28 protein-coding genes are annotated in these 26,719 nt (G+C 70.9%); 8 read left to right on the forward strand and 20 right to left on the reverse strand.

The features are described from left to right. Window position 1 precedes the first annotated feature (1 nt). From ABZ906_RS01690 to ABZ906_RS01705, 4 genes are all read left to right on the forward strand, one after another. On the forward strand, window positions 2-565 hold the full coding sequence (locus ABZ906_RS01690) for a DUF1697 domain-containing protein (RefSeq protein WP_361376139.1): 564 nt from the start codon (window positions 2-4) through the stop codon (window positions 563-565). After that, window positions 558-941 (forward strand): DUF4440 domain-containing protein, encoded by a 384-nt coding sequence (locus ABZ906_RS01695; RefSeq protein WP_361194747.1) that lies wholly within the window; start codon window positions 558-560, stop codon window positions 939-941. Before ABZ906_RS01690 ends, ABZ906_RS01695 begins: the two co-directional genes overlap by 8 nt. A 33-nt stretch (window positions 942-974) precedes the next feature. Beyond that, the gene (locus ABZ906_RS01700) at window positions 975-1,997 is read left to right on the forward strand and encodes a 2-dehydropantoate 2-reductase N-terminal domain-containing protein (protein ID WP_361376142.1); all 1,023 of its coding nucleotides are present in this window, start codon (window positions 975-977) and stop codon (window positions 1,995-1,997) included. Window positions 1,998-2,093: 96 nt separating this feature from the next. Beyond that, window positions 2,094-2,744 (forward strand): DsbA family protein, encoded by a 651-nt coding sequence (locus ABZ906_RS01705; RefSeq protein ID WP_361376145.1) that lies wholly within the window; start codon window positions 2,094-2,096, stop codon window positions 2,742-2,744. Here the strand turns inward: ABZ906_RS01705 and ABZ906_RS01710 are convergent. The 16 genes from ABZ906_RS01710 to ABZ906_RS01785 form a co-directional block, all read right to left on the reverse strand. Then, entirely contained in the window at window positions 2,737-3,246 is a 510-nt protein-coding gene (locus ABZ906_RS01710; RefSeq protein WP_361194741.1) for a GNAT family N-acetyltransferase, read from the reverse strand. The genes ABZ906_RS01705 and ABZ906_RS01710 overlap by 8 nt on opposite strands. Before the next feature lie 46 nt (window positions 3,247-3,292). Beyond that, complete coding sequence (locus ABZ906_RS01715) at window positions 3,293-4,150, reverse strand: hypothetical protein (RefSeq protein WP_361194739.1); 858 nt, start codon at window positions 4,148-4,150, stop codon at window positions 3,293-3,295. Between the two features lie 11 nt (window positions 4,151-4,161). Continuing rightward, window positions 4,162-4,923: a sirohydrochlorin chelatase gene (locus ABZ906_RS01720; RefSeq protein WP_361376148.1), complete on the reverse strand. Its 762-nt coding sequence runs from the start codon at window positions 4,921-4,923 to the stop codon at window positions 4,162-4,164. A 5-nt stretch (window positions 4,924-4,928) separates the two neighbouring features. Further along, a complete protein-coding gene (locus ABZ906_RS01725; protein WP_361376151.1) occupies window positions 4,929-5,861 on the reverse strand; it encodes an ABC transporter permease in 933 nt (310 codons plus the stop codon). Beyond that, the gene (locus ABZ906_RS01730; protein ID WP_361194734.1) at window positions 5,848-6,639 is read right to left on the reverse strand and encodes an ABC transporter ATP-binding protein; all 792 of its coding nucleotides are present in this window, start codon (window positions 6,637-6,639) and stop codon (window positions 5,848-5,850) included. The genes ABZ906_RS01725 and ABZ906_RS01730 overlap by 14 nt, the downstream gene beginning before the upstream one ends. A 36-nt stretch (window positions 6,640-6,675) precedes the next feature. After that, window positions 6,676-7,806, reverse strand: a complete 1,131-nt coding sequence (locus ABZ906_RS01735; RefSeq protein WP_361194732.1) for an aliphatic sulfonate ABC transporter substrate-binding protein — start codon at window positions 7,804-7,806, stop codon at window positions 6,676-6,678. A gap of 228 nt (window positions 7,807-8,034) precedes the next feature. Continuing rightward, the gene (locus tag ABZ906_RS01740) at window positions 8,035-9,408 is read right to left on the reverse strand and encodes a GTP-binding protein (RefSeq protein ID WP_361376154.1); all 1,374 of its coding nucleotides are present in this window, start codon (window positions 9,406-9,408) and stop codon (window positions 8,035-8,037) included. A 2-nt stretch (window positions 9,409-9,410) separates the two neighbouring features. Further along, a complete protein-coding gene (gene cysD, locus ABZ906_RS01745; protein WP_361376157.1) occupies window positions 9,411-10,349 on the reverse strand; it encodes a sulfate adenylyltransferase subunit CysD in 939 nt (312 codons plus the stop codon). Next, window positions 10,346-10,933: an adenylyl-sulfate kinase gene (gene cysC, locus ABZ906_RS01750; RefSeq protein WP_361194727.1), complete on the reverse strand. Its 588-nt coding sequence runs from the start codon at window positions 10,931-10,933 to the stop codon at window positions 10,346-10,348. Before cysC ends, cysD begins: the two co-directional genes overlap by 4 nt. Further along, window positions 10,933-11,646, reverse strand: a complete 714-nt coding sequence (locus ABZ906_RS01755) for a phosphoadenylyl-sulfate reductase (protein WP_361376160.1) — start codon at window positions 11,644-11,646, stop codon at window positions 10,933-10,935. Before ABZ906_RS01755 ends, cysC begins: the two co-directional genes overlap by 1 nt. Then, complete coding sequence (locus ABZ906_RS01760) at window positions 11,643-11,822, reverse strand: hypothetical protein (protein ID WP_361194723.1); 180 nt, start codon at window positions 11,820-11,822, stop codon at window positions 11,643-11,645. The genes ABZ906_RS01755 and ABZ906_RS01760 overlap by 4 nt, the downstream gene beginning before the upstream one ends. Further along, the gene (locus tag ABZ906_RS01765) at window positions 11,819-13,516 is read right to left on the reverse strand and encodes a nitrite/sulfite reductase (protein ID WP_361194721.1); all 1,698 of its coding nucleotides are present in this window, start codon (window positions 13,514-13,516) and stop codon (window positions 11,819-11,821) included. The genes ABZ906_RS01760 and ABZ906_RS01765 overlap by 4 nt, the downstream gene beginning before the upstream one ends. A 116-nt stretch (window positions 13,517-13,632) precedes the next feature. After that, window positions 13,633-13,716 carry a putative leader peptide gene (locus ABZ906_RS01770; RefSeq protein ID WP_323178717.1) on the reverse strand — a complete coding sequence of 28 codons (84 nt, stop codon included), beginning with the start codon at window positions 13,714-13,716 and terminating at the stop codon, window positions 13,633-13,635. Between the two features lie 110 nt (window positions 13,717-13,826). After that, window positions 13,827-14,390: a GNAT family N-acetyltransferase gene (locus tag ABZ906_RS01775; protein ID WP_361194720.1), complete on the reverse strand. Its 564-nt coding sequence runs from the start codon at window positions 14,388-14,390 to the stop codon at window positions 13,827-13,829. An 86-nt stretch (window positions 14,391-14,476) separates the two neighbouring features. Beyond that, the gene (locus ABZ906_RS01780; RefSeq protein WP_361376163.1) at window positions 14,477-15,769 is read right to left on the reverse strand and encodes a GAF domain-containing protein; all 1,293 of its coding nucleotides are present in this window, start codon (window positions 15,767-15,769) and stop codon (window positions 14,477-14,479) included. Window positions 15,770-16,009: 240 nt separating this feature from the next. Beyond that, window positions 16,010-17,647 carry an acyl-CoA dehydrogenase family protein gene (locus tag ABZ906_RS01785; RefSeq protein WP_361376166.1) on the reverse strand — a complete coding sequence of 546 codons (1,638 nt, stop codon included), beginning with the start codon at window positions 17,645-17,647 and terminating at the stop codon, window positions 16,010-16,012. 17 nt (window positions 17,648-17,664) lie between these two features. On the opposite strand from ABZ906_RS01785, the gene ABZ906_RS01790 reads away from it, so the two are divergent. Beyond that, window positions 17,665-18,819, forward strand: coding sequence for a YihY/virulence factor BrkB family protein (locus ABZ906_RS01790; protein WP_361194714.1), 1,155 nt, complete (start codon window positions 17,665-17,667; stop codon window positions 18,817-18,819). A 178-nt stretch (window positions 18,820-18,997) separates the two neighbouring features. Here ABZ906_RS01790 and ABZ906_RS01795 read toward each other — a convergent pair whose 3' ends face one another. Then, window positions 18,998-19,846, reverse strand: a complete 849-nt coding sequence (locus ABZ906_RS01795) for an NAD(P)H-binding protein (RefSeq protein ID WP_361376168.1) — start codon at window positions 19,844-19,846, stop codon at window positions 18,998-19,000. A gap of 81 nt (window positions 19,847-19,927) precedes the next feature. Here ABZ906_RS01795 and ABZ906_RS01800 point away from each other — a divergent pair, with 81 nt between their 5' ends. Both ABZ906_RS01800 and ABZ906_RS01805 read left to right on the forward strand, forming a co-directional pair. Then, on the forward strand, window positions 19,928-20,863 hold the full coding sequence (locus ABZ906_RS01800; RefSeq protein WP_361376172.1) for an AraC family transcriptional regulator: 936 nt from the start codon (window positions 19,928-19,930) through the stop codon (window positions 20,861-20,863). 26 nt (window positions 20,864-20,889) lie between these two features. Next, entirely contained in the window at window positions 20,890-21,609 is a 720-nt protein-coding gene (locus ABZ906_RS01805) for a helix-turn-helix transcriptional regulator (RefSeq protein WP_361376175.1), read from the forward strand. Here the strand turns inward: ABZ906_RS01805 and ABZ906_RS01810 are convergent. Beyond that, window positions 21,590-22,009 (reverse strand): VOC family protein, encoded by a 420-nt coding sequence (locus tag ABZ906_RS01810; protein ID WP_361200757.1) that lies wholly within the window; start codon window positions 22,007-22,009, stop codon window positions 21,590-21,592. The two genes, ABZ906_RS01805 and ABZ906_RS01810, sit on opposite strands and share 20 nt — an antisense overlap. Before the next feature lie 134 nt (window positions 22,010-22,143). On the opposite strand from ABZ906_RS01810, the gene ABZ906_RS01815 reads away from it, so the two are divergent. Further along, complete coding sequence (locus ABZ906_RS01815; RefSeq protein ID WP_361376178.1) at window positions 22,144-22,821, forward strand: DUF4389 domain-containing protein; 678 nt, start codon at window positions 22,144-22,146, stop codon at window positions 22,819-22,821. A gap of 12 nt (window positions 22,822-22,833) precedes the next feature. Here the strand turns inward: ABZ906_RS01815 and ABZ906_RS01820 are convergent, their stop codons facing one another. Continuing rightward, entirely contained in the window at window positions 22,834-25,716 is a 2,883-nt protein-coding gene (locus ABZ906_RS01820) for a glycoside hydrolase family 2 TIM barrel-domain containing protein (protein ID WP_361376181.1), read from the reverse strand. 138 nt (window positions 25,717-25,854) lie between these two features. Further along, window positions 25,855-26,718: a GAF and ANTAR domain-containing protein gene (locus ABZ906_RS01825; protein ID WP_361200763.1), complete on the reverse strand. Its 864-nt coding sequence runs from the start codon at window positions 26,716-26,718 to the stop codon at window positions 25,855-25,857. Window position 26,719: the final 1 nt, after the last annotated feature.

Genomic DNA, 26,719 nt, shown 5'->3' on the forward strand with positions numbered 1-26,719 from the left:
GATGACGGTCAAGGCATACGCGGCGCTTCTGCGCGGCATCAACGTGGGCGGCAAAAAGAAGGTGCCGATGGGGGAGTTGCGTCCGCTGCTCTCCGGGCTCGGACTCGGCGACGTACGCACCCATCTGCAGAGCGGCAACGCGGTCTTCACCAGTGAGGTGCGGGACGAGGACGCCCTGGCCGCGCGGGTGAGCGAGGCCATCGAGGGCCACTTCGGCTTCGCCGTGGACGTCCTGGTGCGCGATGGCGCCTATCTGAAGGCGGTCGCCGACGCCTGCCCCTTCCCGGCGGCCACCCTCGAAGGAAAGCAGCTGCACGTCACGTACTTCTCCGAGCCGGTCGACGCGTCCCGGCTCGAGGGGATCGACCCGGCGGCGTTCCTTCCCGAGGAGTTCCGGCTCGGCGACCGCGCCCTCTACCTCTACGCGCCGGACGGGCTCGGCCGCTCCAAGCTGGGCGAGGTCCTCTCGCGCCCCGCCCTGTTCAAGGGCGTCATCGCCACGTCCCGCAACTGGAACACCGTTGCCAAGCTGGTGGAACTGACCCGGGAGCCGGACCATGGCTGACCGGACCCCCGCCGTCGACGCGGCCATCGAGGCCGAACTGCGGCTGCTCGCCCCCGAGGTACGCACGCAACCCGAACTGCTCGCGGAGCTGCTGCACCCGGAGTTCACCGAGTTCGGCGCCTCCGGCACCCCCTGGGACCGCGCGTCGATCGTCAAGGCCCTCGGCGAGAACACGCACCGTACCGGCCGCCCGATCATGACCTCCCGGATGCGGGGCGTCGAGCTCGCCGACGACGTCGTACACCTCACCTTCGACACCGAGAGCAACGGCCGCAGGGCGCACCGCAGTTCGCTGTGGCGGCGGCACGAAGGCCGGTGGCTGCTCTGGTTCCACCAGGGAACCCCGTTCGGCGCGGACAGCCCGCGGGAAGCCTGATCTTCCCCGGCCGGATGTGCGAGGCTCGGCCCCATGCGCTACATCATCATCGGAGCAGGGGCGATCGGCGGCACGGTGGGCGGACGCCTCGCCGGGAGCGGCCATGACGTGGTCCTCGTCGCGCGGGGCGCGCACTACGAGGCGGTACGGGAGAACGGCCTGCGGGTCAGGACGGCCGACGGGACGGTGGTCCACCGGCTGCCCGTCGTGCGGACCCCGGAGGAACTGGGCGAGTTGAGAGCGGACGACGTGCTCTTCCTCGCCGTGAAGACGCAGGACTGCGCGGCCGCCCTCGACGCCTGGAGCGGGCGCCCGGTGGCCGGCGGCGGCACGGCCGCCGAGGTCCTTCCGCTGATCTGCGCGCAGAACGGCGTGGAGAGCGAGCGCATCGCGCTGCGCCGCTTCCGGCGGGTGTACGGGATGTGCGTCTGGCTCCCCGCGACCCACGTAGAGCCGGGCTCCGTCTCCGCGGCGGGTGCCCCTTACACGGGCATCCTGCACCTCGGCCGCTACCCCGGGGGCACGGACGACACCGCCCGTCTCGTCTCCGCCGACCTGGAGAAGTCGAAGCTGCTCGCGCCCGTCGTGCCGGACGTGATGCGCTGGAAGTACGGGAAGCTGCTCGCCAATCTGGCCAACTCCATCGAGGCGGTCACGGGCGTGCTCGCGGACCAGGAGGCCATCGCCCTCTACCGGCGGGCACGCGCGGAGGGCGAGGCGGTGCTCGCCGCCGCGGGCATCGAGGCGGTGGGCGAGCAGGAGCAGAAGGAGACGCGCGGCGACCGCGTCAGCTTCGAGCCCTTCGACGGCTCGGAACGCGGCGGCGGTTCGTCCTGGCAGAGCCTGAGCCGGGGCACGGGCACCATCGAGGCGGACTACCTCAACGGCGAGATCGCCCTGCTCGGCCGCCTGCACGCGGTGCCGACGCCGGTGAACGACGCCCTTCAGGCCGTGGCGAACGCCTTCGCGCGCGAACGGCGCGCGGCGGGGTCGATGACGGTGGCCGAACTGCTGGGCGTGGTGGCGGGGGCGGAGGAAACGGCCCGCCGGAAATGACGGTGAACGGCCCACCGGACGTGCCGGTGAATGGCCCGCCGGAAGTCACGCTGAATGGCCCAGAGGCGTGTGCCATTTGCTCAGTAGGGTCGGCTCATGACGACGACAGAAGGCACCCCGAAGGCTGCTGAGAAGACCGCTCCCCGGACCCGCATCGACTTCTGGTTCGATCCGGCCTGCCCCTTCGCCTGGATCACCTCCCGCTGGATCCTGGAGGTCGAGCGCGCCCGCGACCTCGACCTCCGGTTCCACGTGATGAGCCTGTACTTCCACAACACCGGCAACGAACTGCCCGACTGGTACCGCGAGCTTGTCGACAAGTCGATCCGTCCGGTGCGGGTCGCCGCCGCCGCGGCCGAGCAGCACGGCGAGGACGTGCTCCGGGATCTCTACACTGCCTTCGGTACCCGCATCCACCGGGACAAGAACGAGGACTTCGACCAGGTCATCGCCGAGGCCCTGGCCGAGACCGGTCTGCCCGCCGCCCTCGCGGAGGCCGCGTACGACCCGGCGTACGACGACGCGGTGCGCCGCAGCCATGACGCGGGCAAGGACCCCGAAGAGGGCGCCTACGTCGGCACGCCCACGATCCACGTCGACGGCACCGTCTGGTTCGGGCCCGTGCTGCGGGCGATTCCGCGCGGCGACGACGCGGTGCGGCTCTTCGACAGTTTCCGGGTGCTGGCGGGCTGCCCCGATCTCTTCGAGCTCAAGCGCACCCGCACCGGAGGCCTGGACTTCAGCTGAGTGCCGAGGTCATCAGGAGCGTCGTGCGGCCGTTGTCCTCCGGGACCGACCGGCCCTGCGTGTAGCCGAGGCGCTTGAGGACCGTGAGCGACGCGGTGTTCTGGGCGTCCACGGTCGCGTGCACCTCGGACAGGGCGAGCGTCTCATGGCCGTACGCGGTGAGCAGACGGGCCAGCTCCGTGCCCAGGCCCATGCCCCAGCTGCCCCGGAAGAGGCCGTAGACGATCTCGTGACCGTCGAGCCAGCTCTCGGGCGACGGCTTTATCTCCGCGTGGCCGATATAGCGCCCCTCGTGCCGCACCGCCCACACCGGGAACTGGTTCTCGGCGTACACGAGCCCGAAGATCCGGCGGAACAGCGCATGGGTCTGCTCCACGCTCTGCGTCCCGTCCCCGAACCAGTTGCCCACGGCCTCGTCCTGGAGCAGCGAGACGAACTGCTCCTCGTCGGCGGCGACATAGGGGGACAGGCTCAGGCGTTCGGAACGAAGTACGGGGGTCATCGGCGTGACGGTAGGGGCACGGGCGGGCCTTCGGCAACCGGATTGACTAAGTCGTGGGTCGCGGCAGCCCGATCGGATTGGGGAACGGGACGAGGCCCGCCGCGATGATCTGCCGTACCGGGCGGTCGAGCGCGGCCAGGAGCGTGTCCGCGTCCCTGGCGGCGAGCGGGCGCAGCAGCCGGGCCGCAAGCCGGTCCGTCGCGTCCTCGATCAACTCCCGCTCCGTGCGGCCGTGCTCGGTGATGTGCCCGTCCCCGTCGAGCAGGCCGCGCCCGCGCAGCCGGTCCACCGCGTGCGCCCACTCCTGCTCGGTCCACCCCCTGTCGTTGCGGATGGTGTCCGGGTCCACGCGGCCCGTGGCGGCGGCGAGCACCACCGCCTCGCAGGCGTCCAGGCCGTGGTCGGCGAGCGCGGCGACATGCGCGTCGCCCCTGAACTCGCGGACGCAGGTCACCAGTTGCCACAGCCGCTGCACCGGATCGGCCCGGTCGCTCACGTCCCGGTTCGCCGCGAACAGCGGGCGGGCCGGCGAAGGGGCGTCCTCGACCATCGCCGCCAGGGGCGGGCAGAGCGCGATGGCCTGGTCGTCGATGCCCGGCACGAGCGCGCGAAGGGCACGCGCCGTGCAGGCCGCGCGCTCCTCCACGATCCGGCCCGGCGACACGTACTGCCAGGCGGAGGGCAGGGCCCTGGCCACCATGGCCGGGGCGAAGACACCCAGCGAGGCCGTCGCGGGGCCCGCCTCGATCGGGCCCATGGGAGCCGTACGGGCCGCGAAGTAGCCCATCCAGAAGCCTTTGAGGCCCAGTGCCCTGCCCAGATCGCGGCAGCGCTCGTCGAAGTAGATCACTGCGTGCAGCGGCTCGGTCCGCAGCCAGAGCGTCCGGGATCTGGTGAGGGTCATGAACCCACAAGCTAGGCCAGCACGGGAACCCGCGCCACCCGCCCGACCACACCGGAACCGGCGCGTGCCTCGTCGTAGCGCTGCACGAGAAGCCGCGCCAACCCGTCCGACGCGCCGAGGACTTGAGCGGTGACGTCCGCGTCGGCCGCACCCCGCACGATGCGGTCCGGCAGAAAACCGGGCGCGATGACATAGGGCGCCACCGCCACCCGGCGCACCCCCAGCTCCCGCAGCTCCCGCACGGCGTCCTCCGTGCGGGGCAGAGATGCGGAGGCGAACGCAGGCCGCACGGCGCACCAACCGGTGTGCCGCCACTCCCGCGCGATTTCAGCGATCACTGCGATCGCCTCCGGGTCCGATGACCCCGCCGCGGCAAGCACTACCCCGGTCGAGGACTTGTCGGCGGGCGTGAGGCCCGCCTCGTAGAGACGCTGCTCCAGAGCGGTCAGGAGCAGCGGCGACGGGCCGAGCACCGCCGCCTGCCGGATGCGCAGCCGGGGCGGCGCCTGGCGCAGGACCGCGGGGATGTCCGACTTCGCGTGGAACGCCCGGGTCAGGAGCAGGGGCAGCGCGATCACGTCCCGTACGCCCTCGGCGTCCAGGGAGGCGAGCACCTCGGGGACCGAGGGCGAGTCGAAGTCCAGGAAGCCCGTCTCCACCCGCAGCCCCGGCCGCTGCTCCCGCACCCGTCGCACCAGGGCGCGCACCGTCGCGGCATGCCGCGGATCGCGGCTGCCGTGGGCGACGACGAGCAGGACGGGACGGCCGTACATGGGGGTCAGCTCCTCACGAGGAGTCCGCGGCTGCGCAGGACGCGCCGCTCAAGGGGACTGAAGATCAGCAGGTCGATGGCGATGCCGACGATGAGGATGAGGAGGATCGCGAAGAACACCTGCGACATGCTGCTGTTCGTGCGGCCCGCCTCCAGGAGCTGGCCAAGGCCCATGCCCAGGTCGGGGGACTGGGCGATGATCTCCGCGGCCATCAGCGAGCGCCAGGAGAACGCCCAGCCCTGCTTCAGACCGGCCAGATAGCCGGGCAGCGCCGCCGGCATGACGATGTGCCAGGTGTGGCGCAGGCCCGTCGCACCCAGGGTGCGGCCCGCCCGCAGGAACAGCGGCGGCACCTGGTCGACGCCGGCGACCAGGCCGTTGGCGATCGAGGGGACGGCGCCGAGCAGGATCACCGCGAACATCATCTGGTCGTTGAGGCCGAGCCAGATCACGGCCGGCGGCACCCACGCCACCGACGGCAGCGACTGCAGACCGGACAGGATCGGGCCGATCGCCGCCCTGACGAACCGCACCCGGGCCACGATCAGGCCCAGCGGCGTACCGATCGCCAGCGCCATCAGGAAGCCGAGCAGACCGCGCGAGACGGACGTCCAGATGTACTCCAGGAGCGTCCCCTCCAGCCAGGCTGTCTGCACCTCGTCCCAGACGGCTGAGGGCGCGGGCAGCTTGTAGGAGTCGGTGACCTTCGCCCACACCAGGATCTGCCACACCACGAGGACGAGCACGACGGCGGTCACGGGCGGCAGGATCTTCTTGACGAAGGTCTGCCGGAAGGGCGTACGCCGGGTCTGGACCGCGTCGAGCGCGTCCAGGCCCGCCTCCAGACCGGCCAGGTCCTGGCTGCTGTCCTTCTCGGTCCTTACGGCGTCGGCCCGGCCGGCCTCGCTGTGGCCGACCTGAGTGTCAGTGCTGTCCATGTCGGCGGATCTCCCCACGCAGTTGTTCGGTGATCTCGACGGACAGTTCCGCCACGGCGGGGTCCTCGATGCGGCGCGGGTGGGGGATGTCCACCTGCCACTCGTGCGCCACCCGGCCCGGACGCGACGAGAGGAGCACGACGCGCTCGGCGAGGCGGACGGCCTCGCGCACGTTGTGCGTGACGAAGAGGACGGAGACGTTCGTCTCGCGCCAGATGCGGGTCAGTTCGTCGTGCAGGACGTCACGCGTGATCGCGTCGAGCGCCGCGAACGGCTCGTCCATCAGCAGGATCTTGCTGTCCTGCGCGAGGGCGCGGGCCAGGGCCACCCGCTGGCGCATGCCGCCGGACAGCTCGTGCACCCGCTTGCCGTACGCCCCTTGCAGCCGTACGAGACCGAGGAGCTCCTCGGCGCGCTCGCGCCGCTCGGCCTTCGTGACGCCGCGCAGCTTCAGGGCGAGCTCGATGTTCTTGCCCGCGGTCAGCCACGGGAACAGCGCGTGCTCCTGGAACATCAGGGCGGGGCGGCCGTCGGTGGCGATGTCGCCCGCCGACGGCTTGTCGAGCCCCGCCACCAGATTGAGCAGCGTCGACTTGCCGCAGCCCGAGGCCCCCAGGAGGGTGACGAACTCGCCCGGAGCGACATCGAGGGTGATGTCGTCCAGGACGAGCTGCTGCCCGGCGGGCGTGGCGAAGGACTTCGAGACATGCTCGATCCGGGCTGCGTGCGGGGCGGCCGTGATGTCCTCCGCCGCCTTGGCGAGGGTGCTTGTCGCCATGGTCGTCACCTCCTGGGAACTGGTCTGATTCCGGGGTTACTTGACGCCGAGACCGGCGTCGTCGACGGCGGGCCTGCCCTCGGCCTTCAGGACCTTGTTCAGCGGCCGCAGGTCGTAGATGCCCTTGAGGTTCGGCTTGTCCAGGAGCCCTGCCTTGACCGCGTGGTCCGCCTCGGTGTCGAGCGTGGCGGCCAGCGGGTCGTCCGTGGTCTGGATGGACTTCCACGCCGGGTCGATGACGTCGGCGGGCAGCTCCTTGCCGGACGCCTCCTTGAGGGCGGCGTTGGCGGACGCCTTCGCCTTCTGAGGGTTGTCCTTGATCCACTGGTTGGTCTTGACCGAACCGCGCAGGACGGCCTCGACGACCTTCGGGTGCTCCTTGAGGAACTGCTGCGACACGATGATGTTCGTGATCACGAACTTCTTGTCCGGCCACAGGTCGGACTCGTCGAGGATGGCCTTGCCGCCCTCGGCGACCAGCTTCGACGCGGTCGGCTCCGGCACCCAGGCGCCGTCGATCGAGCCGGACTTGTAGGCGTCAGGCGTGATCTTGTTGTCGGTGCGGACCACCGAGACGTCGCCCTTGCCGCTCTCCGCGTCGACCTTCCAGCCCTTTTCCTTGATCCAGTTCAGGAAGGCGACGTCCTGGGTGTTGCCCAGCTGCGGGGTCGCGATCTTCTTGCCCTTGACGTCGTCCAGGGACTTGATCTTGTCGGGGTTGACCACCAGCTTCACGCCGCCGGATGCCGAACCGCCGATGATGCGCAGGTTCTTGCCCTGGGACTTGGTGTAGCCGTTGATCGAGGGCGACGGGCCGATCCAGCCGATGTCGATGGACTTCGAGTTCAGCGCCTCGATCTCGGACGGACCGGCGTTGAACTGCGTGTACTTCGCCTTCGTCGCGCCCAGTTCCTTCTGGAACAGGCCCTCCTGGTCGCCGACCAGGGCGGTGGCGTGGGTGAGGTTCGGGAAGTACCCGATCTTCACCTCGTCCAGGCCCTCGATCTTCTTCGCACCCGCGGCCACCTTGGCCTTTTCGTTGTCGTCGTCCTCGTTGGATCCGTAGCCGCAGGAGGTGAGCACTACGGCGAGCAGGGGCAGGGCGGCCACGGCGGCAAGGGCACGGCGGCCGCCGGTGGTGCGTGGAGTGCGGAAGCTGGCAGGCACGGGAGGTGGTCCTCTCGTTGGCCCGGCCTACGCCGTCAGGGCGTGGCCGGGAGATCGGCAGGTTTTCGTCTTCGCAGGTCGAACTCGCGGGGGGTGTGGGCGCGCAGGCAGTGCGCGTACGTCATCGCGCACATCGCCCGACCCCGCCCTGCCCGCTGCCGAGGGCGCCGCTGCCGATGCGGCCGCCCTCCTTCGCGAAGGTCGAGAAGTAGTCGATGGAGGCCATGGTCAGAAGTCCCAGCCCTCGTCGTCCGCCGCCTTCTTGGCCTCTTCGACCGTCTCAACGGTTTCGGCGAAGGCGTCGCCCGCCATGCCCGCCGCAAGGGTCGTGCCGTCGGCCGGGTCGATCAGGAGGAACGATCCGGTGCGGCGCGAGGCGGCGTACGAGTCGACGGCGATCGGCTCGGCGGTGCGGATGACGACGCGGCCGATGTCGTTGGCGACCAGCTCTCCGGGGGCCGGGTGCTGGGAGAGGTCGTCCAGGGTGAGCCGCGAGGGGATGTCCTTGACGATCGCCTTGACCGTGCGGGTGGTGTGCTTGAGCAGCACCCGCTGGCCGACGCTCAGCGCGGTGTCCGCGACATGGCAGACCGTCGCCGTGAGGTCCTGCGAGGTCTTAGGCTGGTCGCCGCTCGGCACGATCAGGTCGCCGCGCGCGATGTCGATGTCGCTCTCCAGGAGCAGCGTCACGGACTGCGGCGTCCAGGCGACGTCCACCGGCTCGCCGAGCAGGTCGATCCCGGCGATCTTCGACGTCTTGCCCGAGGGAAGCACCGTCACGGACTCGCCGACCCGGAAGGTGCCCGCCGCGATCTGTCCCGCGTAACCGCGGTAGTCGGGGTGCTCGGCGGTCTGCGGGCGGATCACGTACTGGACGGGCAGGCGCGCGTGGCAGGAGGTCAGGTCGTGGCTGACCGGGACCGTCTCCAGGTGTTCAAGGACGGTGGGGCCGCCGTACCAGTCCATGTTGGAGGAGGGCTCCACCACGTTGTCGCCGGCCAGCGCGGAGATCGGGATCGCGGTGATCTCCGGGACGCCCAGCTCGCTGGCGTACGCGGTGAACTCCTCGGCGATCTTCGCGAAGACGGTCTCCTCGTACGCGACGAGGTCCATCTTGTTGACGGCGAGCACCACGTGCGGGACGCGCAGCAGCGCGGCGACGGCGGCGTGCCTGCGGGTCTGCTCGATGACGCCGTTGCGGGCGTCGACCAGGACCACGGCGAGGTCGGCGGTGGAGGCACCGGTGACCATGTTCCGCGTGTACTGCACGTGGCCCGGGGTGTCGGCGAGGATGAACCGGCGCGCGGGCGTCGCGAAGTAGCGGTAGGCGACGTCGATGGTGATGCCCTGCTCGCGCTCGGCCCTCAGGCCGTCGGTGAGCAGCGCCAGGTCGGGCGCCTCGGCGCCGCGGCTGGCGGAGGCACGCTCCACGGCCTCCAGCTGGTCGGTGAGGACCGACTTGGAGTCGTGCAACAGGCGTCCCACGAGGGTGGACTTGCCGTCGTCGACGGAACCGGCCGTGGCGAACCGCAGCAGGGTGGTGGCCGACAGCTGCTCGTTGGAGAGCGGCTGCGCCTTGTCGGGTTCGGTGGTGCTGGTCATGGTTAGAAGTACCCCTCGCGCTTGCGGTCTTCCATCGCGGCCTCGGACATCTTGTCGTCGGCGCGGGTGGCGCCGCGCTCGGTGAGACGGGACGCGGCGATCTCGGCGATGACGGCGTCCAGCGTGGTGGCGTCGGAGTCGACAGCGCCGGTGCAGGACATGTCGCCGACCGTGCGGTAGCGCACCTGGCGCTTCTCGACCGTCTCGTCGTCCTTGGGCCCGCCCCACTCTCCGGCGGTCAGCCACATCCCGGAGCGCCGGAACACGTCACGCTCGTGCGCGAAATAGATCCCGGGGAGCTCGATGCCCTCGCGGGCGATGTACTGCCACACGTCCAGCTCGGTCCAGTTGGAGATCGGGAAGACGCGGACGTGCTCGCCGGGGGCGTGGCGGCCGTTGTAGAGCTGCCACAGCTCGGGGCGCTGGCGGCGCGGGTCCCACTGCGAGAACTCGTCGCGCAGGGAGAACACGCGCTCCTTGGCGCGGGCCTTCTCCTCGTCGCGGCGCCCGCCGCCGAAGACCGCGTCGAACTTCTCGCTCTGGATCTTCTCGGTGAGCGGCAGGGTCTGCAGCGGGTTGCGGGTGCCGTCGGGGCGCTCGCGCAGCTTGCCCGCGTCGATGTAGTCCTGCACGGAGGCGACGTGCAGGCGCAGTCCGTGCTCGGCGACCACGCGGTCGCGGTACTCGAGGACCTCGGGGAAGTTGTGCCCGGTGTCCACGTGGAGGAGCGAGAAGGGGATCGCCGCGGGGGCGAACGCCTTCAGCGCCAGGTGCAGCATGAGGATCGAGTCCTTGCCGCCGGAGAAGAGGATCACCGGCCGCTCGAACTCGCCCGCCACCTCGCGGAAGATGTGCACCGCCTCGGACTCCAGGGCGTCCAAGTGGCTGAGCGCGTACGGGCTGTCGGTGCCCTCGCTCACGGTGGCCACGGTCGTGGTCATGCCAGACCCCTTTCGATGAGCAGCGCGCGCAAGGCCGCCGCGGACTCCTGCACGGTCTGGTCCTGGGACTCGATGCGCAGATCGGGTGACTCGGGTGCCTCGTAGGGGTCGTCGACCCCGGTGAGACCGGAGATCTCACCGGCCGCCTGCTTGGCGTACAGACCCTTCACGTCGCGTACGGAGCAGACCTCCACCGGCGTGGCCACGTGGACCTCCAGGTAGGGCGTGCCGCCCTTCTGGTGGCGTGTCCGCACCGCCTCGCGGCTGTCGGCGAACGGTGCGATCACCGGCACCAGGACCTTCACGCCGTTACGGGCGAGCAGTTCGGCGACGAAGCCGATGCGCTGCACGTTCGTGTGCCGGTCCGCGCGGCTGAAGCCGAGGCCCGCCGAGAGGAACTCGCGGATCTCGTCGCCGTCGAGCACCTCCACCCGGTGGCCCTCGCCGCGCAGTTTCTCCGCGAGTTCGTACGCGATGGTGGTCTTGCCCGCGCTGGGCAGGCCGGTGAGCCAGATGGTGGCTCCGGTGGTCACGTGCGTCTCCGATACGTATCGAGGCTCTGTCGCTTCACGCGGCTCTGTCATCAATGGATCCCGCACTCGGTCTTGGCGTTGCCCGACCAGCGTCCGGCGCGGGCGTCCTCGCCCTCCAGGAGACGGCGGGTGCAGGGCGCGCAGCCCACGGAGCCGTAGCCGTCCATCAGGAGGGGGTTGGTCAGGACGCCGTGCTCGTCGATGTAGGCGTCGACGTCGTCCTGCGTCCAGCGGGCGATCGGGGAGACCTTGACCTTCCGGCGCTTCTCGTCCCAGCCGACGACCGGGGTGTTCGCCCGGGTCGGGGACTCGTCGCGGCGCAGCCCGGTCGCCCACGCGGCGTACGACGTCAGGCCCTCCTCGAGGGGCTTGACCTTCCGCATGGCGCAGCACAGGTCGGGGTCGCGGTCATGCAGCTTCGCGCCGAACTCGGCGTCCTGCTCGGCGACCGTCTGCTTCGGCGTGAGGGTGATGACGTTGACGTCCATCACGGCGGCGACGGCGTCCCGGGTGCCGATGGTCTCCGGGAAGTGGTAGCCGGTGTCGAGGAACACGACGTCCACGCCGGGGCGGGCCCGGGAGGCGAGGTGGGCGACGACGGCGTCCTCCATGGAGGAGGTCACGCAGAAGCGCTCGCCGAAGGTGTCGACGGCCCACCGCAGGATCTCCAGGGCGGACGCGTCCTCCAGATCACGCCCCGCCTGCTCGGCGAGAGCCTTCAACTCGTCGTTCGTACGCTGCTCTTGAACCTGAACGGTCGTCATATCTCTTCCCCTCCACCGTTGTCGCGCTGAACTCCGCGGGCGAGCAGCCCGAGGAACTTCAACTGGAAGGCTCGATTGCACGCGGCGCATTCCCAGGCGCCGTGACCGGACTCGTGGGGGCGCAGGTCCTCGTCGCCGCAGTAGGGGCAGTGGAAGGGGGCGGCACGCTCGCTCACTTCAGGGCCTCCTCGCTGGCCCGGGCGACCCAGGTGGCGAAGCGCTCGTCGTCCGCGCGCTCCTCCTGGAAGCGTGTGAGGACCCGCTCGACGTAGTCGGGCAGCTCGGCCGAGGTGACCTTCAGACCGCGGACCTTGCGGCCGAACCCGGCCTCCAGGCCGAGCGCGCCGCCCAAGTGCACCTGGAAGCCCTCGACCTGATTGCCCTCGTCGTCCAGGACGAGCTGGCCCTTGAGGCCGATGTCGGCGACCTGGATGCGGGCGCAGGCGTTCGGGCAGCCGTTGATGTTGATGGTGATCGGCTGGTCGAACTGCGGGATGCGGCGCTCCAGTTCGTCGATGAGCGTGGCGCCGCGCACCTTGGTCTCGACGATCGCCAGCTTGCAGAACTCGATGCCGGTGCAGGCCATCGTGCCGCGCCGGAAGGGGGAGGGATTCACCCGCAGGTCGAGGGCTTCGAGCCCCGCCACGAGCGACTCGACCTGCGCCTCTTCGACGTCGAGCACGATCATCTTCTGCTCGGCGGTGGTGCGCAGGCGGCCCGAGCCGTGGGCCGCGGCGACATCGGCGATCTTCGTGAGCGTCGCGCCGTCCACGCGGCCGACGCGGGGCGCGAAGCCGACGTAGAAGCGGCCGTCCTGCTGCTTGTGCACGCCGAGGTGGTCGCGCCAGGTGCCGGCCGGCTGCTCGGGCGCGGGCCCGTCGACGAGCGCGCGCTTGAGGTACTCGTCCTGGAGGATCTGCCGGAACTTCTCCGGGCCCCAGTCGGCGACGAGGAACTTCAGGCGGGCGCGGGTGCGCAGGCGGCGGTAGCCGTAGTCACGGAAGATGCCGATGACACCGGACCACACGTCCGGCACCTCGTCGAGCGGCACCCAGGCGCCGAGCCGTACGCCCAGCTTCGGGTTGGTGGAGAGGCCGCCGCCGACCCACAGGTCGAAGCCGGGGCCGTGCTCGGGGTGGTTGACGCCGACGAAGGCGATGTCGTTGATCTCGTGCGCGACGTCGAGCTGCGGCGAGCCGGAGATCGCCGTCTTGAACTTGCGCGGCAGGTTCGAGAACTCCGGGCTGCCGATGAAGCGGCGGCTGATCTCGTCGATGGCGGGGGTGCCGTCGATGATCTCGTTCTCGGCGACACCGGCGACGGGCGAGCCGAGGATGACGCGGGGCGTGTCACCGCAGGCCTCGGTCGTGGAGAGCCCGACGGCTTCGAGGCGCTCCCAGATCTCGGGGACGTCCTCGATGCGGATCCAGTGGTACTGGACGTTCTGCCGGTCGGTGAGGTCGGCGGTGCCGCGCGCGAACTCCTGCGAGATCTCGCCGATGACGCGCAGCTGCTCGGTGGTCAGGCGGCCGCCGTCGATGCGGACGCGCAGCATGAAGTACTCGTCGTCCAGCTCTTCGGGCTCCAGGATGGCCGTCTTGCCGCCGTCGATCCCCTGGCGGCGCTGGGTGTAGAGCCCCCACCAGCGCATACGGCCGCGGAGATCGTTCGGGTCGATGGAGTCGAAGCCGCGCTTCGAGTAGATCGTCTCAATGCGTGTCCGCACATTGAGACCGTCGTCGTCCTTCTTGAACTGTTCGTTGCCGTTGAGCGGCGTGAAGTGGCCAACGGCCCACTGGCCCTCACCACGGTGACGGCTCGCCTTGCGCCGGGGCGCGGCAGTCGTGGGCTTTTCGGGGGTGGCAGCCATGGCTATACGTCCTTCAAGGCGGGCTGAGGGCGGCTCTCACCTGCACACTTCGCGAAGAGGGCGCGGCGGTGCGCAGGGGAGTGGTGAAGCGGGGAAAGTCGTCGGCGCTGGTGCTGTCAGCTCGCCGGACACATGGCGCTGGACATGCGGCAGAGATCGACGTGACGCCGACTCACCAAGGCAATTCCAGTGCGATCCATGACGGAAGCGTGTCACGGGACTTTCGGCCCAGTCCACCATTATCCAAAATGTGGACGTGGGGGTCTCGGAATGCGAGACACTGTGGTGTCGATCACCTTTGCGCGGAGCGTTACGCGCCGGGCCAAGGTCCCGGCGTGGCGACATCCGGCTCCTGCTCGACCACCGTGTCGAACAGCTTGAAGCCCCGCCGCAGGTAATTGTCCATGGCGTGTTCGCCGTCCTTGGAGCAGGTGTGCAGCCACACCCGCTTGGTCGGGGGCAGCTCCGGCCAGCGCTCGGCCAGATCCCACGCCCGCCGCACCCCGTACGAGAGCAGATGACCGCCGATCCGCCGCCCCCGGAAGGCCGGGATGAGCCCGAAGTACACGATCTCCACGACGCCGCCGTCCTGCGCCGCCAGCTCCACGTACCCGGCGGGCGTCCCCTTCTCGTACGCGACCCAGGTCTCGACGCCCGGCTTCCCGAGCTGCTCCTGCCACTGTGCGTAAGAAAGGGAGAGCCGGTCCGTCCAGCGGATGTCGCCGCCGACCGAGGCATAGAGGAAGCGGCTGAACTCCGGGGAGGGGATCTCGGCCCGGACGATCCGCACGTCGTCGCCCTCGGGCGCGGCGGCGGGAAGCAGATCGCCGGGAGCGGTCTGCTCCAGGGACCATGTGGTGACAGTGAGGCTCATGCCGGTCAGCGAATCACGGGGCGTGAGCACCGGCCAACGCGGGGCCGCCCCGGTACTCGGGGCTCCGGCACTCGGGGCTCCGGTACTCAAGGCTCCGGCACCCTGCGTGCCGCGCGCACCGCCGGGGCCGTCGAATGCGGGAGCAGGTTCGCGGGGTGGTCGGGGAGGATGACCTCCACGTCCACGTCCTCGGTGAAGCGATAGGGGCGGTGGGCCAGGAGGCTGCCCAGATAGCGGCGGACCCGGGAGAGCTCGGCGCGGACCGTCACCGTGCGGGCCGGGTCGCCGAACATGTCCTCGGCCAGGCCCGAGGCGCTGCGCCCCTTGCGGTGCGTGCACAGCAAGAACAGCAACTCGGCGTGCCGAGGGCTCAGCTCATGCGTCCAGCCGCCCGCGCTGCCGCCCTTCACGGTGACCGACCAGCGCCGCGGCCCCCGCACGTCCAGGACGACCCGCGTCGCGGCCAGCGGCTGCGGCTCCTCCTCGACACGCAGCAGCCAGCCGCCGGGCAGCGGCTCCACCGCGCAGGGGCCCAGCGAGGGCAGCCAGGTGTGGCCCGCGGCCAGGGATCCGGGCAGGGCGAAACGATCCGTCGGCGGCATCCCCGTGACCGCGGCCGTCCACCCGTGGGAGTCCACCGCGACGGCGCGCCCCTCCAGGCGGGCGACGACCGGAGCCGCCACCGAGCGCAGCCGGTCGAGCGCCGACAGGTGGTTCTCCCGCAGCCGGGCCTCGGCGAGCTTGGCCACCGAGTCGACCAGGGCGAGCATCGTGGGATGCATGGTGTTCAGCGGGCCGCTGATGTCGACCACGCCGAGAAGGCGCCCGTCACGGGGATCGGTGATGGGCGCGCCCGCGCACGTCCACTGGTGATGCGTCTCCACGAAATGCTCGGCGGAGAACACATGGACGGGCCGGCGCACGACGAGCGGAGTCCCCACGCCGTTCGTGCCGACGACGCCCTCGCTCCAGTCCGCGCCCGGTTCAAAGCCGAGCGAGTCCGCCTTGCGCAGCACCGTGGAATTGCCCTCGCGCCACAGGACCCGGCCGTCGGCGTCACAGACGACCATGATGTGGTGCGCCGCGTCCGCCACCGAGACGAGCGCGTCCCGCAGCAACGGCATGACCTCGGCAAGGGGCGATGCGCGTCGGCGCGTCTCCAGCTCCTCGACGCCGAGCAGCCGCGAGCGGAAGTCGCGGTCCGGGTCGACCCCGTCGAGCAGCATGCGCCCCCAGGACTCCTCGATGACCGGGCGGGGCAGCACCCGCGGCCGTTGCCCGGTGAGCCTCGCATGGCGGACGCTCGCGAGCAGTCGCGCGGCCTGTGTGCAGTCCATGGAGGAGATCCTCGCGAGGTCGATCGTCGAAGTCGGGTTCATCACCGGCTCCTTCCCGCACCTCATCGTGCCCCTTCGGCGGCCGCGCGGGTGTTGGTTCAGCAATGAACCGACGTACTTCGGCAAAGAGCCGATGACTGCAACGGTCTGCAACTCTCGCCGAGAAGCGCCCGGCGGCCGAAGCTGATGTCCGACGCCGTTCGCGCGGCGTCGATGCTCCTCAACGGGGCTCGGGAGCGGGGGTGGTGCCGTGTCGGCGCAGCACCACCCCCGCGTATCCCGCTAGTTGCCGCCGGGCGCCGCCCGCTCCACCACCGACGCCAGATCGAGACTGTGCGGCAGCGTCCCGAACGCCGAACCCCAGTCCCCGCCGAGCCGCGAGGCACAGAACGCGTCGGCCACCTCCGGGGGCGCGTACCGCACGAGCAGCGAACCCTGGAGCACGAGCGCCATCCGCTCGGTGAGCCGGCGGGCCCGTGCCTCGATGCCGTCCAGATCGGCCAGTTCGGTCAGGAGAGCCTTGATCGCGCCGTCCAGACGGTGATCGGCGCCGCGCGCGAGGCCGACCTCTTGGAGGAAGGCGTTCAGGGCCTGCGGCTCCCGCTGCAGCGCACGCAGCACGTCAAGGGCCTGTACGTTGCCCGAGCCCTCCCAGATCGAGTTGAGCGGCGACTCGCGAAGGAGCCGAGGCATCCCCGACTCCTCGACGTAGCCGTTGCCGCCGAGCACCTCCAGGGCCTCCACCACGAGCGGCGTGCAGCGCTTGGTCACCCAGTACTTCGCGGCCGGCACGGCGATCCGCAGGAACGCCCGCTCCTGCTCGCTCCCGTCGTCGTACGCCGCCGCGAGCCGCAGCGCGAGCGTCGTGGCCGCCTCCGACTCGAGCGCCAGATCCGCCAGTACGTTGCGCATCAGCGGCTTGTCGACGAGCTTGCCGCCGAACGCCTCGCGGTACGTGGCGTGGTGCACGGCCTGCGCGACGGCCTGGCGCATCAGCGCCGCCGAGCCCACGACACAGTCGAGCCGCGTGGCCGCCACCATGTCGATGATGGTGCGCACCCCGCGCCCCTCCTCACCGACCCGGCGCGCCCACGTCCCGTCGAACTCGACTTCGCTGGACGCATTCGACTTATTTCCCAGTTTGTCCTTCAACCGTTGAATGGCGAAGGCGTTACGGGTGCCGTCATCGAGCACACGCGGCACGAGAAAACACGTGAGTCCCGCGTCGGCCTGTCCGAGAACGAGAAAGCCGTCGGACATGGGTGCGGAACAGAACCACTTGTGCCCCGTGAGTTCATAGGCACCTTCTTCCGCGAGAGCACGCGCGCGTGTCGTATTCGCCCGCACATCACTGCCGCCCTGTTTCTCCGTCATGCCCATCCCGAAGAGCACTCCGGCCTTCCGGGACGCGGGCCGCAGACCTTCGTCGTAGATCTCAGAAGTCAGCCGGGGCTCCCATTCGGCGGCCAGCGCCGGATCGGCCCGCAGTGCGGGCACCGCCGCGTGCGTCATCGAAACCGGGCAGCCGTGCCCCGCCTCGACCTGCGTCCACACCAGGAATCCGGCCGCGCGCCGCAGATGGCCCCCCGGCCGCGACCAGGCCGCGGTCAGGCCCGCCGACACCGCCTTGCCGAGCAGCCGGTGCCACGAGGGATGGAAGGCGACTTCGTCGATCCGATTCCCATAGCGGTCATGGGTGTGCAGAACGGGCGGATTCTCATTGGCCAAAAACCCCCATTCCCGCGCCTGCACCGATCCAGCGGTACGCCCGAGTTCGGAGAGTTGCTCGCGCGCGTCACTGAGAAGTGCGGGATCGAGATGCCGTTCGACTCCCTCTGCGAGGGCCCGGTCAGACGTAAAGACGTCATATCCCACCAGGGGCGGAGCCTGGTTGGTCACTGTGTGGGTGGTGGCTGCCATGCCGCTACGGTAAGGAGGTGCACCAGGCAAAAGAAACACCCGGGAGGCCGAGCGGCCGCTGGAACCGGGCCCGCGCTCTCTACAGCAACGTATCCAAGCGCAGGACTGCCTGGCTGCTGCTCAAGGACACGGTCAACTCGTGCGTCGAATACCGGATCCTGGGTCTCGCGGCCGAGGCGGCGTTCTTCACGCTGCTCTCCGTGCCGCCGCTGCTCCTCAGCCTGATCGGTCTTCTTGCGTACGTGGACCGGTGGACCGGCGCGAACACGATCGCCAGCGTGGAGAACAACATCCTGGAGGCGTCCCGCACGGTCCTCTCCGACAAGGGCGTCAGCCAGATCGCGCAGCCGATACTGGAGGACGTCATGCGGGTCGGCCGCCCCGACGTCATCTCCATCGGCTTCCTCTTCGCCCTGTGGTCGGGCTCGCGCGCCGTGAACGTCTTCATCGACACGATCACGGTCATGTACGGCCTGGACGGCGCCCGCGGCATCGTCAAGACCCGGCTGCTCGCGTTCGGCCTGTTCATCGTGGCGCTGCTCATCGGTTCGGTGGCGCTGCCGCTGATGGTGGCGGGGCCTGACGCGGTGGTGAACCTGGTGCCGGGCTCCACGACGGTGGTCCAGGTCCTGTACTGGCCGGTGGTGACACTCCTGTCGGTGGTGTTCCTGACGACGCTGTACCACGTGTCCGTGCCGGTGCGGTCGCCCTGGGTGGAGGACATGCCGGGTGCGCTGATCGCTCTGGGCATGTGGGTGCTCGGCAGCTTCCTGCTGCGCATCTACCTGACCAGTACGGTCGAAGGGCCCACGATCTACGGCTCGTTGGCGGCGCCGGTGGCCGTGCTCCTGTGGATCGGCGTGTCGGCGTTCGCGGTTCTCGTGGGGGCCGCGGTGAACGCCGCCATCGACCGGGTGTGGCCCTCCGTCGCCACGGCGGCGGCGCGCGCGGCCAACGACCGGATACGGGAGGCGCGGGCGGTGGAGGTGGTGGCCCGTGCGGCCGCGGCGCGGGAGGCCTCCGCGGACCCCGACGACCAGGACATGCCCTCCGAGTTCCCCGAACGCTGGTCCCGCTTCCTCCCCCCGGACGACGTCTCCTCGCGGCTGCGGACGCATGTCAAGAAGCCCTCCGGCGGGGGCAGCAACGGGGAGCAGCCTCCGCCGGAGTAGAGGCTCCCTGCGGGTACGTACCGCCATCACCGGCTCCGCCGAGTTCGTCCTCAAACGCCGGACGGGCTGAATTCTTTCAGCCGTCCGGCGCTTGAGGACCGGGGGTCTGGGGGCGGAGCCCCCTGCGCGGCGCAGCCGCCAATCGATGCAGCCGGGAAGGGGCGGGGTTGGGGATAGATCACGCCTTCCAGACGCCCGCCTCCGCATGCTCCCGAGCGAACTCCCCGAAGTCCCTCGCCTCCCGCCCCAGAACCTCCCGCACCCCCTCGGAGAGATACGCGTTGCGCCCGTCCAGATTCGTCTCGAAGAGCTCGATCAGGAACTCCCTCTCCTCCGCCGGAACCCCGAACTCCGCCAGCGCGTCCCCGTACTCCCGCGCGGAGACCGGGACATACCGGATTTCGCGCCCCGCGGCCGCCGAGATCTCCCCCACCGCGTCGCGGAACGAAAGCAGCCGAGGCCCCGACACCTCCACGACCCGCCCCGCGTACTCCGACCCGGGGCGCATGACCGCCACCACCACGTCCGCGATGTCCCGCGAGTCGATGAACGGTTCGAGCACCTCCCCGGCGGGGAACACCAGCTCCCCGGCCCGCATGCCGTCGAGCAGCGGCCCCTCGCTGAGGTTCTGGGCGAACCAGCTCGCCCGTACGACCGTCCACTGCGCCCCGGACTCCCGCACCGCCCGCTCGGCGGGCTCCGCCTGGTCCTCGCCCCGCGCGGACAGGAGCACGAGTCGCCGCACCCCGAGCTCCACCGCCCGGCGGGCCAGCGCGCCCACCGCCTCGCCCGCGCCGGGCGCGCCGACGTCCGGCTGGTAGGCGAGGTACGCGGCATCCGCGCCCCGCAGCGCGTCGTCCCACGTCGAGGGGGCGTACCAGTCGAACGTCACCGCCCCCGACCGCGAAGCGGCCCGTACCGTGTGTCCCGCCGCCTCGGCGGCCTCCGCGACCCGGCGTCCGGTCTTGCCGGAAGCACCTGTGACGAGCACTGTCATCTTCTGCGTCCGCGACGCGTTCTCTGTCATGCGTCCCAGTCAACTGCCGCCCGCCACAAGGAACCATCCGCCAGGGGCTCACCCCCATACGCGTGCGTCTACGCTTCCGGCATGGACGTACTCGCAGGCTTGCTGGAGGGCCCCCGCGCGCGCGGAGCCTTCATGATCCGTGCGTGCTTCGACCCGCCCTGGTCCGTCCGTATCGCGGACGAAGCGCCCCTCTCGGTCATGATCATGGTGCGCGGCACCGCCTGGATCGTGCCCGACAGCGGCGAACCCCAGCTGATCCGCCCCGGAGACGTCGCCGTCGCGCGCGGCCCCGACCACTACACCGTCGCCGACGAGCAGGACACGCCGCCCCGGGCCATGATCCAGCCCGGTGAGCGCTGCGTGCCCCTCGACGGCACCCCGATCGGGCAGTACCGCGACCTGGGCCTGCGCACCTGGGGCGAATCGCTCGACGGCGGCGCCGAGATGCTGATCGGCACCTATCAGGCGCACGGCGAGATCACCGGGCGGCTCCTGGACGCGCTTCCCCCGCTCCTCGTGCTGCCCACCGAGGTGTGGGACTGCCCGCTCACCCCGCTGCTCGCCGACGAGATCGCCAAGGACGAGCCGGGGCAGGACGTCGTGCTCGACCGGCTGCTCGACCTGCTGATGATCGCCACGCTGCGTGCCTGGTTCTCCCGCCCTGAGGCGGAGGCTCCCGCCTGGTACCGGGCGATGGGCGACCCGGTCGTCGGACAGGCGATCCGGCTGCTCCAGGACGACCCCGCGCACCCCTGGACGATCGCGGCGCTCGCCGCGAAGGCGGGGGTATCGCGGGCCGCGCTCGCCCGGCGCTTCACCGAACTCGTGGGCGAGCCGCCGATGGCGTATCTGACGGGCTGGCGGCTCGCGCTCGCCGCCGACCTGCTGCGGGACAGCGAGCAGACGATCGCCGCGATCGCCCGCCGCGTCGGGTACGGCAGCGCGTTCGCCCTGTCCAGCGCCTTCAAGCGGGTGTACGGGATCAGCCCGCAGGAGCACCGCACACGGGCCGCGTGAACGCCGGGCGGCGTAACGTGGAAGGCGTGCCGTACGAGACCGTCGAGTACGCGGAGCGGCCCTCCCGTGTCGCGGGCGCGGTGCTGTGGACCCGCGCCGGCGGCGGTGCGGCGGGACCCGTCTACCCCGTCCTGCCCGACGGCTGCATGGACCTCCTGTGGACCGGAGGCACGCTCATGGTCGCGGGACCCGACACGCGCGCGTACCGTCCCGATCCGCGGGCCGCCGCCCGGTATGTGGGAATCCGTTTCTACCCCGGCACCGCCCCCGCCTTCCTCGGCGTGCCCGCGCACGAACTCCGCGACCGGCGCGTGGACCTCGCCGACCTGTGGCCGTCCGCCGAGGCCCGCCGCCTGACCGAGCGCTTGGACGCGGCCCGCGACCCGGCGGCCGTCCTGGAGTCCGTCGCCCTCGCGCGCGCGGGCGCGGCGGAGCCCCCCGACCCGCTGCTCGCGCACGTCGTCGAGGCCCTGGACGCGGGACGGTCGATCGCGGCGACCGCCGCTGAGGCAGGCGTCAACGCCCGCCTCCTGCACCGGCGTTCACTGGCCGCGTTCGGCTACGGCCCCAAGACGCTGGCCCGTGTCCTGCGACTCCAGCGCGCGCTGGCCCTGGCCAGGGGAGGCCTTGCGTACGCGGAGACGGCGGTCGTCGCGGGCTTCGCCGACCAGGCCCATCTGGCACGTGACGTCAAGGAGCTGACGGGGATGCCGCTGGGCGAGCTGCTCAGCCCCCGGCAGGCGTAGACAGCGGCGCGAACAGGTCGACGCCGTTGCCGTCCGGGTCGGCGACGGAGGCGTACCGCTGGCCCCAGAAGGCGTCCCACGGCTTGAGCTCACCGTGATATCCGGCGGCGACCAGCTCCTCGTACACCGCGTCCACGCCCGCGGGGGTCTCGCAGTGGAACGCGATCCCGATCCGGCCGGAGCTCTGCGGCGGCTCCCAGTTCTCGACGAAGGAGCTGATGGTCGCCTCCGTGTCGAAGGCGATGCGCAGACCGCCGGGGAGCGCCGCCTCGACGTGCGGCTGGTCCTCGGAGCCCTCGGGGAATTCCAGGCCGAGGCGGCGGTAGAAGGCAAGGGTCGCGGCCATGTCGGCGACGACCATGCCGATGAGATCGAAGCGGGGTGTGATGTTCGTGTTCATGCTCCCGAGCGTAGGCAGCCGCCCCCGGCCCGACTTGAAGAAAACGGACGCCGCGCCACTCCTTGCCGCCGCCCGCGCACAGTCGTACATGTGGGCATAAAGGGCAAGCACGGGGACGAGGGGAGTTGGCCGCCATGTCCGCCACGCCCACGCCGACCACGCCGACCTGGCTCGGCAAACACCCGGTCAGTCCGGTCAGTCCGGTCAGCCTCGAGGGGCGGTACGACACCGGGCTTTCCCGCTGGCTCTGGCTGGTGAAATGGGTGCTCGCGATCCCGCACTACGTCGTCCTGCTCTTCCTGTGGATCGGCTTCGTGCTCATCACCTTCGTCGCCTTCTTCGCGGTCCTGTTCACCGGCCGCTATCCGCGGCTGCTCTTCGACTACAACGTCGGTGTGCTGCGCTGGAGCTGGCGCGTCGAGTACTACGCGTACGGATCGCTCGCCACCGACCGCTATCCGCCCTTCGCCCTGGCCGACGTCGCCGACTACCCGGCCCACCTGGACATCGCCTACCCCGAGCACCTCTCCAGGGGCCTCGTCCTCGTCAAGAGCTGGCTCCTGGTCGTGCCGCAGCTCATCGTGGCCGCGCTGATGGCGGGCGGCTACCGCTTCAACGGCGGCCTCACCGGGCTCCTCGCCTTCTACGCGGGCGTGGCCCTGCTCTTCACCGGCCGCTACCCCCGCGGCATGTACGACCTCAACATGGGCCTGCACCGCTGGGTCGCGCGCGTCCTGGCCTATGGCCTGCTGCTCACCGACGTCTATCCGCCGTACAGGCTCGACCAGGGCGAGCGCGAACCCGTCGTCTGACCTCCCGGCCCGTCAGTCGGCCTCCCGGCGCGAGAAGGTGAAGGAGAACTCCGCCGGAGCGGCGTGGAGTTCGTACTGCGGCAGGACCCCCGGGCCGCAGGACTGCGAGCCGATGCCCTGCTGCCCGTGGTCGAGATGGACCCACACCGTCTCGCCGGGGACCAGGTCCGTGCGGTGCGTGGCCGCGTCCAGCTGCTCGGTGGTCCAGCGCCGCGCCGTGAACCAGAAGACGGGGTCACCGACCACCCGCAGCCCCTCGCCGTCGAACCCCGTCCGCAGCTCGGCCCAGCGGACGTCCGCGCGGGCGCCGTTCTCCTGGGGGCGCACGTACGGGGTCTGCATCCGGTCGACGTGCTCGAACCAGGTGCCGACGAGGGAGGCCGCCGCCGTGTCCGGATACGCCTCGCCGGGCCCGCCGCCGAACCAGAACGCGTGCCCGTACGCGGCCGGAAGCCCGAGCCGGATGCCGAGCCGGGGCAGCGGCACCGTCCATTCGCCCTCGGGCCGCACGGAGACCGTGAGGCGCAGTCGGGCGGCGTCGGACGTCCAGCGGTAGACGGCGCGCAGCCCGATGTTGCGCGAGGCGGGCGCGACACGGGTGCGGACGGTCAGGGCGTCGTCGGCCAACTCGACCGCGTCGAGACGGTGCTGCATCCGGTGCAGGCCGAGCTCGCGCCACAGCAGGCCATGGCGCCGCCCGTCCTGCCAGGACGCCCCGTTGTCGTTGTCGGTGGGGGCGCGCCAGATGTCCAGGCGCGGGGCGCTGGACAGGGGGATACCACTCAGCGCGTGCAGTTCGCCGGTGCGGGCGTCGAAGGTGCCGGGGCCGAGGGTGATGAAGTCGCCCTCGCGCACCGGCCGTTCACCGGTGGCAACGGGGACGGCGGGACGCGGCGTGAGCGCGAACTCTCCTCGAGCCACGACGTGATCCAGCTTCGCCCAGTCCGTCTTGACGCCCACCATGGCCGTCAGGTGCAGGAAGGTCTCGGCGCCGCGGCTGCCCGGAGGCGGTTCGGGCAGTTTCAGTTCGACGGACTCACCGGCCCCGAGCTCCGGCGGCACGGCCAGCTCTCCCGCCTCGTGCACCGCGTCGTTATCGCTGGTGTACGACCACTCGAAGGACAGATGGGACAGGTCCGCGAAGTCGTGCAGATTGGTGACCCGGACCGTCCCCGCGGCCCTGTCGTACGCGAAACGCACCGGCTGGATGACCCGCTTGTACGCGTCGAGCCCGGGTGACGCCGACCGGTCGGGGAAGAGGAGACCGTCGCAGACGAAGTTCCCATCGTGCAGCTCCTCGCCGAAGTCGCCGCCGTAGGCATGGCCGAGCTCCGGATGCTTCAGGCCGTGGTCGATCCACTCCCAGATGAAGCCGCCCTGATTGCGTTCGTGCGCCTCGAACAGCTCCTGGTACTCGCTCAGGCCGCCGGGTCCGTTGCCCATCGCGTGCCCGTACTCGCAGAGGATGAAGGGCAGTTCGCGACGCGCCTGCGGTCCGCCCGTGTCCTCGCGCCGGCCGATGCGTTCCACCTCGGCGTGGTCGGCGTACATACGCGAGTACATGTCGGTGTACGCGCAGGACCGGTCGCCCTCGTAGTGGATGAGGCGGCCGGTGTCCCGTGCGCGGATCCAGTCGGCCATGGCGGCCAGGCCGCGGCCCGTCCCGCACTCGTTGCCGAGGGACCAGACGATCACCGAGGCGTGGTTCTTGTCGCGCTCGACCATGCGGGCCGCGCGGTCCAGGAGCGCGGGCGTCCAGCGGTCGTCGTCGACGGGGTTGTCGCGCCACTCCTGTTCGGTGAAGCCGTGGGTCTCCAGGTCGCACTCGTCGATGACCCACAGGCCCAGCTCGTCACAGAGGTCGAGGAAGGCGGGGTGCGGCGGATAGTGGCTGGTGCGGACCGCGTTGATGTTGTGCTGCTTCATCAGGAGGACGTCGGAGCGCATGGTGGTGAGGTCGAGCGCGCGGCCCGTCTCCGGGTGGAACTCGTGCCGGTTGACGCCGCGGAACAGGATGCGGCGGCCGTTGACCTTGATGACGCCGTCCTCGACGGCGACCGTGCGGAAACCGATGCGCAGCGGGACGCGCTCGCCCGCCGTGGCCAGGACCCCGTCGTAGAGGCGGGGCGTCTCGGCGGTCCACGGCTCGACGGGCACCGTCACGGACTCGCCCGTGGCCACATCGATGCCCAGTCCGGGCACGGTGACCCGCCCGGCCGCGTCCGATTCGACCCGCAGTGTCCCCGTCCCCGCCCGGTGGTCGTACGAGGCGTGCGTGAAGAAGTCGAGCGCGCAGCCCTCGGGGCGGTGCAGCAGGGTCACGTCACGGAAGATGCCCGGCAGCCACCACTGGTCCTGGTCCTCCAGGTACGAACCGGACGACCACTGGTGGACGCGGACCGCGAGGACGTTGCCCGACTGCCTCAGGAGGTGGCCGACCGCGAACTCGTGCGGCAGCCGGGAGCCCTTGAACTCGCCGAGCTCCGTGCCGTTCAGCCAGACGCGGGCACAGGACTCGACGCCGTCGAAGCGCAGGGTGCCGCCGCCGCTCGCGGGCCAGTCGTCCGGCAGGTCGAAGGTGCGCAGATGGTCGCCGGTCGGGTTCTCGGTCGGCACGCGGGGCGGGTCGACCGGGAAGGGGTAGAGCATGTTGGTGTAGAGGGGCGCGCCGTGCCCCTGAAGCACCCAGTGGCCGGGCACCGCCACCGTGTCCCAGGCCCCGGCGTCATGCCCGTCCGAGGCGAAGGAGTCGTCGGCGGTGTCGGCGGCCGGGGAGAGCCGAAAGCGCCAACTGCCGTTCAGGGAGAGGGTGATGGCGTCCGACTGCGCGTACCACGCGCGGGGCGGGAGGCTGCCGGTGCCGGGGGATACGTCCTCGAGGTAGGGGAGCTCCATGACCTCCATCAGACAGCGCGGCGGCGTGACGTCACAACACTGGCGCGGCGGGGGTTGTTGGATTCTCGGCGGCTTGGTTGGACGAATGCCGCACGGCGGTGGGGGAGCCGGACCCGGGCGGCTCGACGGTGAACAGGGCTACTTGAGTTTCAGGTCCCCGGAGATGATGCGCCGGGCGACCGTTTCGAGGCTCTCGCCCAGGGCGAAGGCGCGCGCCTTGATGAGTGCCAGGGCGTCACCGACCGACCTGCCCGACTGCTCGGACAGCATGCCGGACGCCTGGTGGACGACGGCACGCAGGTCCGTGCCGCCGTAGAGATCGGGGTCCGCGTCGGGCCCTATCAGGACCCCGTCCGCGAGGGCGGCGGCGACCTCACGGAACCTCCCCGCCCTCGCCAGGGCCGACGGAGGGTCGAAGACGGTCAGCACCCCGATGCAGTCCGACGCCACGTTCAGCGGCAGGGCCGCGACCGAACGCAGGCCGAGCGCGGCGAGCCCCGAGCCGTAACCGGGCCAGCGCCTCTCCAGCGAGGCGCCCGATGCGTACACCGCCCGGCGTTGGCGGACGGCGTCGCGGCCGGGGCCCGCCGTCAGGACGTACTCCAGATCCTGGGCGCCGCGCGAGGGCAGGTCCGAAGCGGCGACCGCGAGCTGGCTCAGGTCCGCCCCGACGAGCGTGAGCGCGGCACTGCGCGTCCCGCAGGCCTCGGCGACCCCTGCCATGAAGAGAGGGGGGACGCCACCGCCCGCCCGCTCCGCCTCCGTCAGCCGCAGGGCGTACGCGTGCTGGAGGCGGGCCGTGGTGAGATGGCGCTCCGCGACCGCGCGGTGCCGCGTCGCGATCGCCGAGTGGAACTCGCGGCCGGTCTCGGCGAAGAGCCGCTCATGGCGCTCGGCCATCGCCGTCTCGTGAGCGGCGCGCTCGCCCGCCCGGACCGCACGCGCCCACGCGCTGTCGGACCGGCCGCCCGCCGCCGGCGCGCCGCCCTCCAAGGAGCTCATC

Origin of the sequence: Streptomyces sp. NPDC046925 (assembly GCF_040644915.1) — a bacterium.
Lineage (GTDB): Bacteria > Actinomycetota > Actinomycetes > Streptomycetales > Streptomycetaceae > Streptomyces.

Coding starts and splice junctions, on each gene's coding strand:
- ABZ906_RS01780 (WP_361376163.1), bottom strand. CDS start 15,769: ATGAACCCGACTTCGACGATCGACCTCGCGAGGATCTCCTCCATGGAC.
- ABZ906_RS01710 (WP_361194741.1), bottom strand. CDS start 3,246: ATGACCCCCGTACTTCGTTCCGAACGCCTGAGCCTGTCCCCCTATGTC.
- ABZ906_RS01820 (WP_361376181.1), bottom strand. CDS start 25,716: ATGGAGCTCCCCTACCTCGAGGACGTATCCCCCGGCACCGGCAGCCTC.
- ABZ906_RS01690 (WP_361376139.1), top strand. CDS start 2: ATGACGGTCAAGGCATACGCGGCGCTTCTGCGCGGCATCAACGTGGGC.
- ABZ906_RS01755 (WP_361376160.1), bottom strand. CDS start 11,646: ATGACGACCGTTCAGGTTCAAGAGCAGCGTACGAACGACGAGTTGAAG.
- ABZ906_RS01715 (WP_361194739.1), bottom strand. CDS start 4,150: ATGACCCTCACCAGATCCCGGACGCTCTGGCTGCGGACCGAGCCGCTG.
- ABZ906_RS01725 (WP_361376151.1), bottom strand. CDS start 5,861: ATGGACAGCACTGACACTCAGGTCGGCCACAGCGAGGCCGGCCGGGCC.
- ABZ906_RS01695 (WP_361194747.1), top strand. CDS start 558: ATGGCTGACCGGACCCCCGCCGTCGACGCGGCCATCGAGGCCGAACTG.
- ABZ906_RS01705 (WP_361376145.1), top strand. CDS start 2,094: ATGACGACGACAGAAGGCACCCCGAAGGCTGCTGAGAAGACCGCTCCC.
- ABZ906_RS01810 (WP_361200757.1), bottom strand. CDS start 22,009: ATGAACACGAACATCACACCCCGCTTCGATCTCATCGGCATGGTCGTC.
- cysD (WP_361376157.1), bottom strand. CDS start 10,349: ATGACCACGACCGTGGCCACCGTGAGCGAGGGCACCGACAGCCCGTAC.
- cysC (WP_361194727.1), bottom strand. CDS start 10,933: ATGACAGAGCCGCGTGAAGCGACAGAGCCTCGATACGTATCGGAGACG.
- ABZ906_RS01785 (WP_361376166.1), bottom strand. CDS start 17,647: ATGGCAGCCACCACCCACACAGTGACCAACCAGGCTCCGCCCCTGGTG.
- ABZ906_RS01825 (WP_361200763.1), bottom strand. CDS start 26,718: ATGAGCTCCTTGGAGGGCGGCGCGCCGGCGGCGGGCGGCCGGTCCGAC.
- ABZ906_RS01740 (WP_361376154.1), bottom strand. CDS start 9,408: ATGACCAGCACCACCGAACCCGACAAGGCGCAGCCGCTCTCCAACGAG.
- ABZ906_RS01815 (WP_361376178.1), top strand. CDS start 22,144: ATGTCCGCCACGCCCACGCCGACCACGCCGACCTGGCTCGGCAAACAC.
- ABZ906_RS01700 (WP_361376142.1), top strand. CDS start 975: ATGCGCTACATCATCATCGGAGCAGGGGCGATCGGCGGCACGGTGGGC.
- ABZ906_RS01795 (WP_361376168.1), bottom strand. CDS start 19,846: ATGACAGAGAACGCGTCGCGGACGCAGAAGATGACAGTGCTCGTCACA.
- ABZ906_RS01775 (WP_361194720.1), bottom strand. CDS start 14,390: ATGAGCCTCACTGTCACCACATGGTCCCTGGAGCAGACCGCTCCCGGC.
- ABZ906_RS01730 (WP_361194734.1), bottom strand. CDS start 6,639: ATGGCGACAAGCACCCTCGCCAAGGCGGCGGAGGACATCACGGCCGCC.
- ABZ906_RS01800 (WP_361376172.1), top strand. CDS start 19,928: ATGGACGTACTCGCAGGCTTGCTGGAGGGCCCCCGCGCGCGCGGAGCC.
- ABZ906_RS01770 (WP_323178717.1), bottom strand. CDS start 13,716: ATGGATCGCACTGGAATTGCCTTGGTGAGTCGGCGTCACGTCGATCTC.
- ABZ906_RS01720 (WP_361376148.1), bottom strand. CDS start 4,923: ATGTACGGCCGTCCCGTCCTGCTCGTCGTCGCCCACGGCAGCCGCGAT.
- ABZ906_RS01765 (WP_361194721.1), bottom strand. CDS start 13,516: ATGGCTGCCACCCCCGAAAAGCCCACGACTGCCGCGCCCCGGCGCAAG.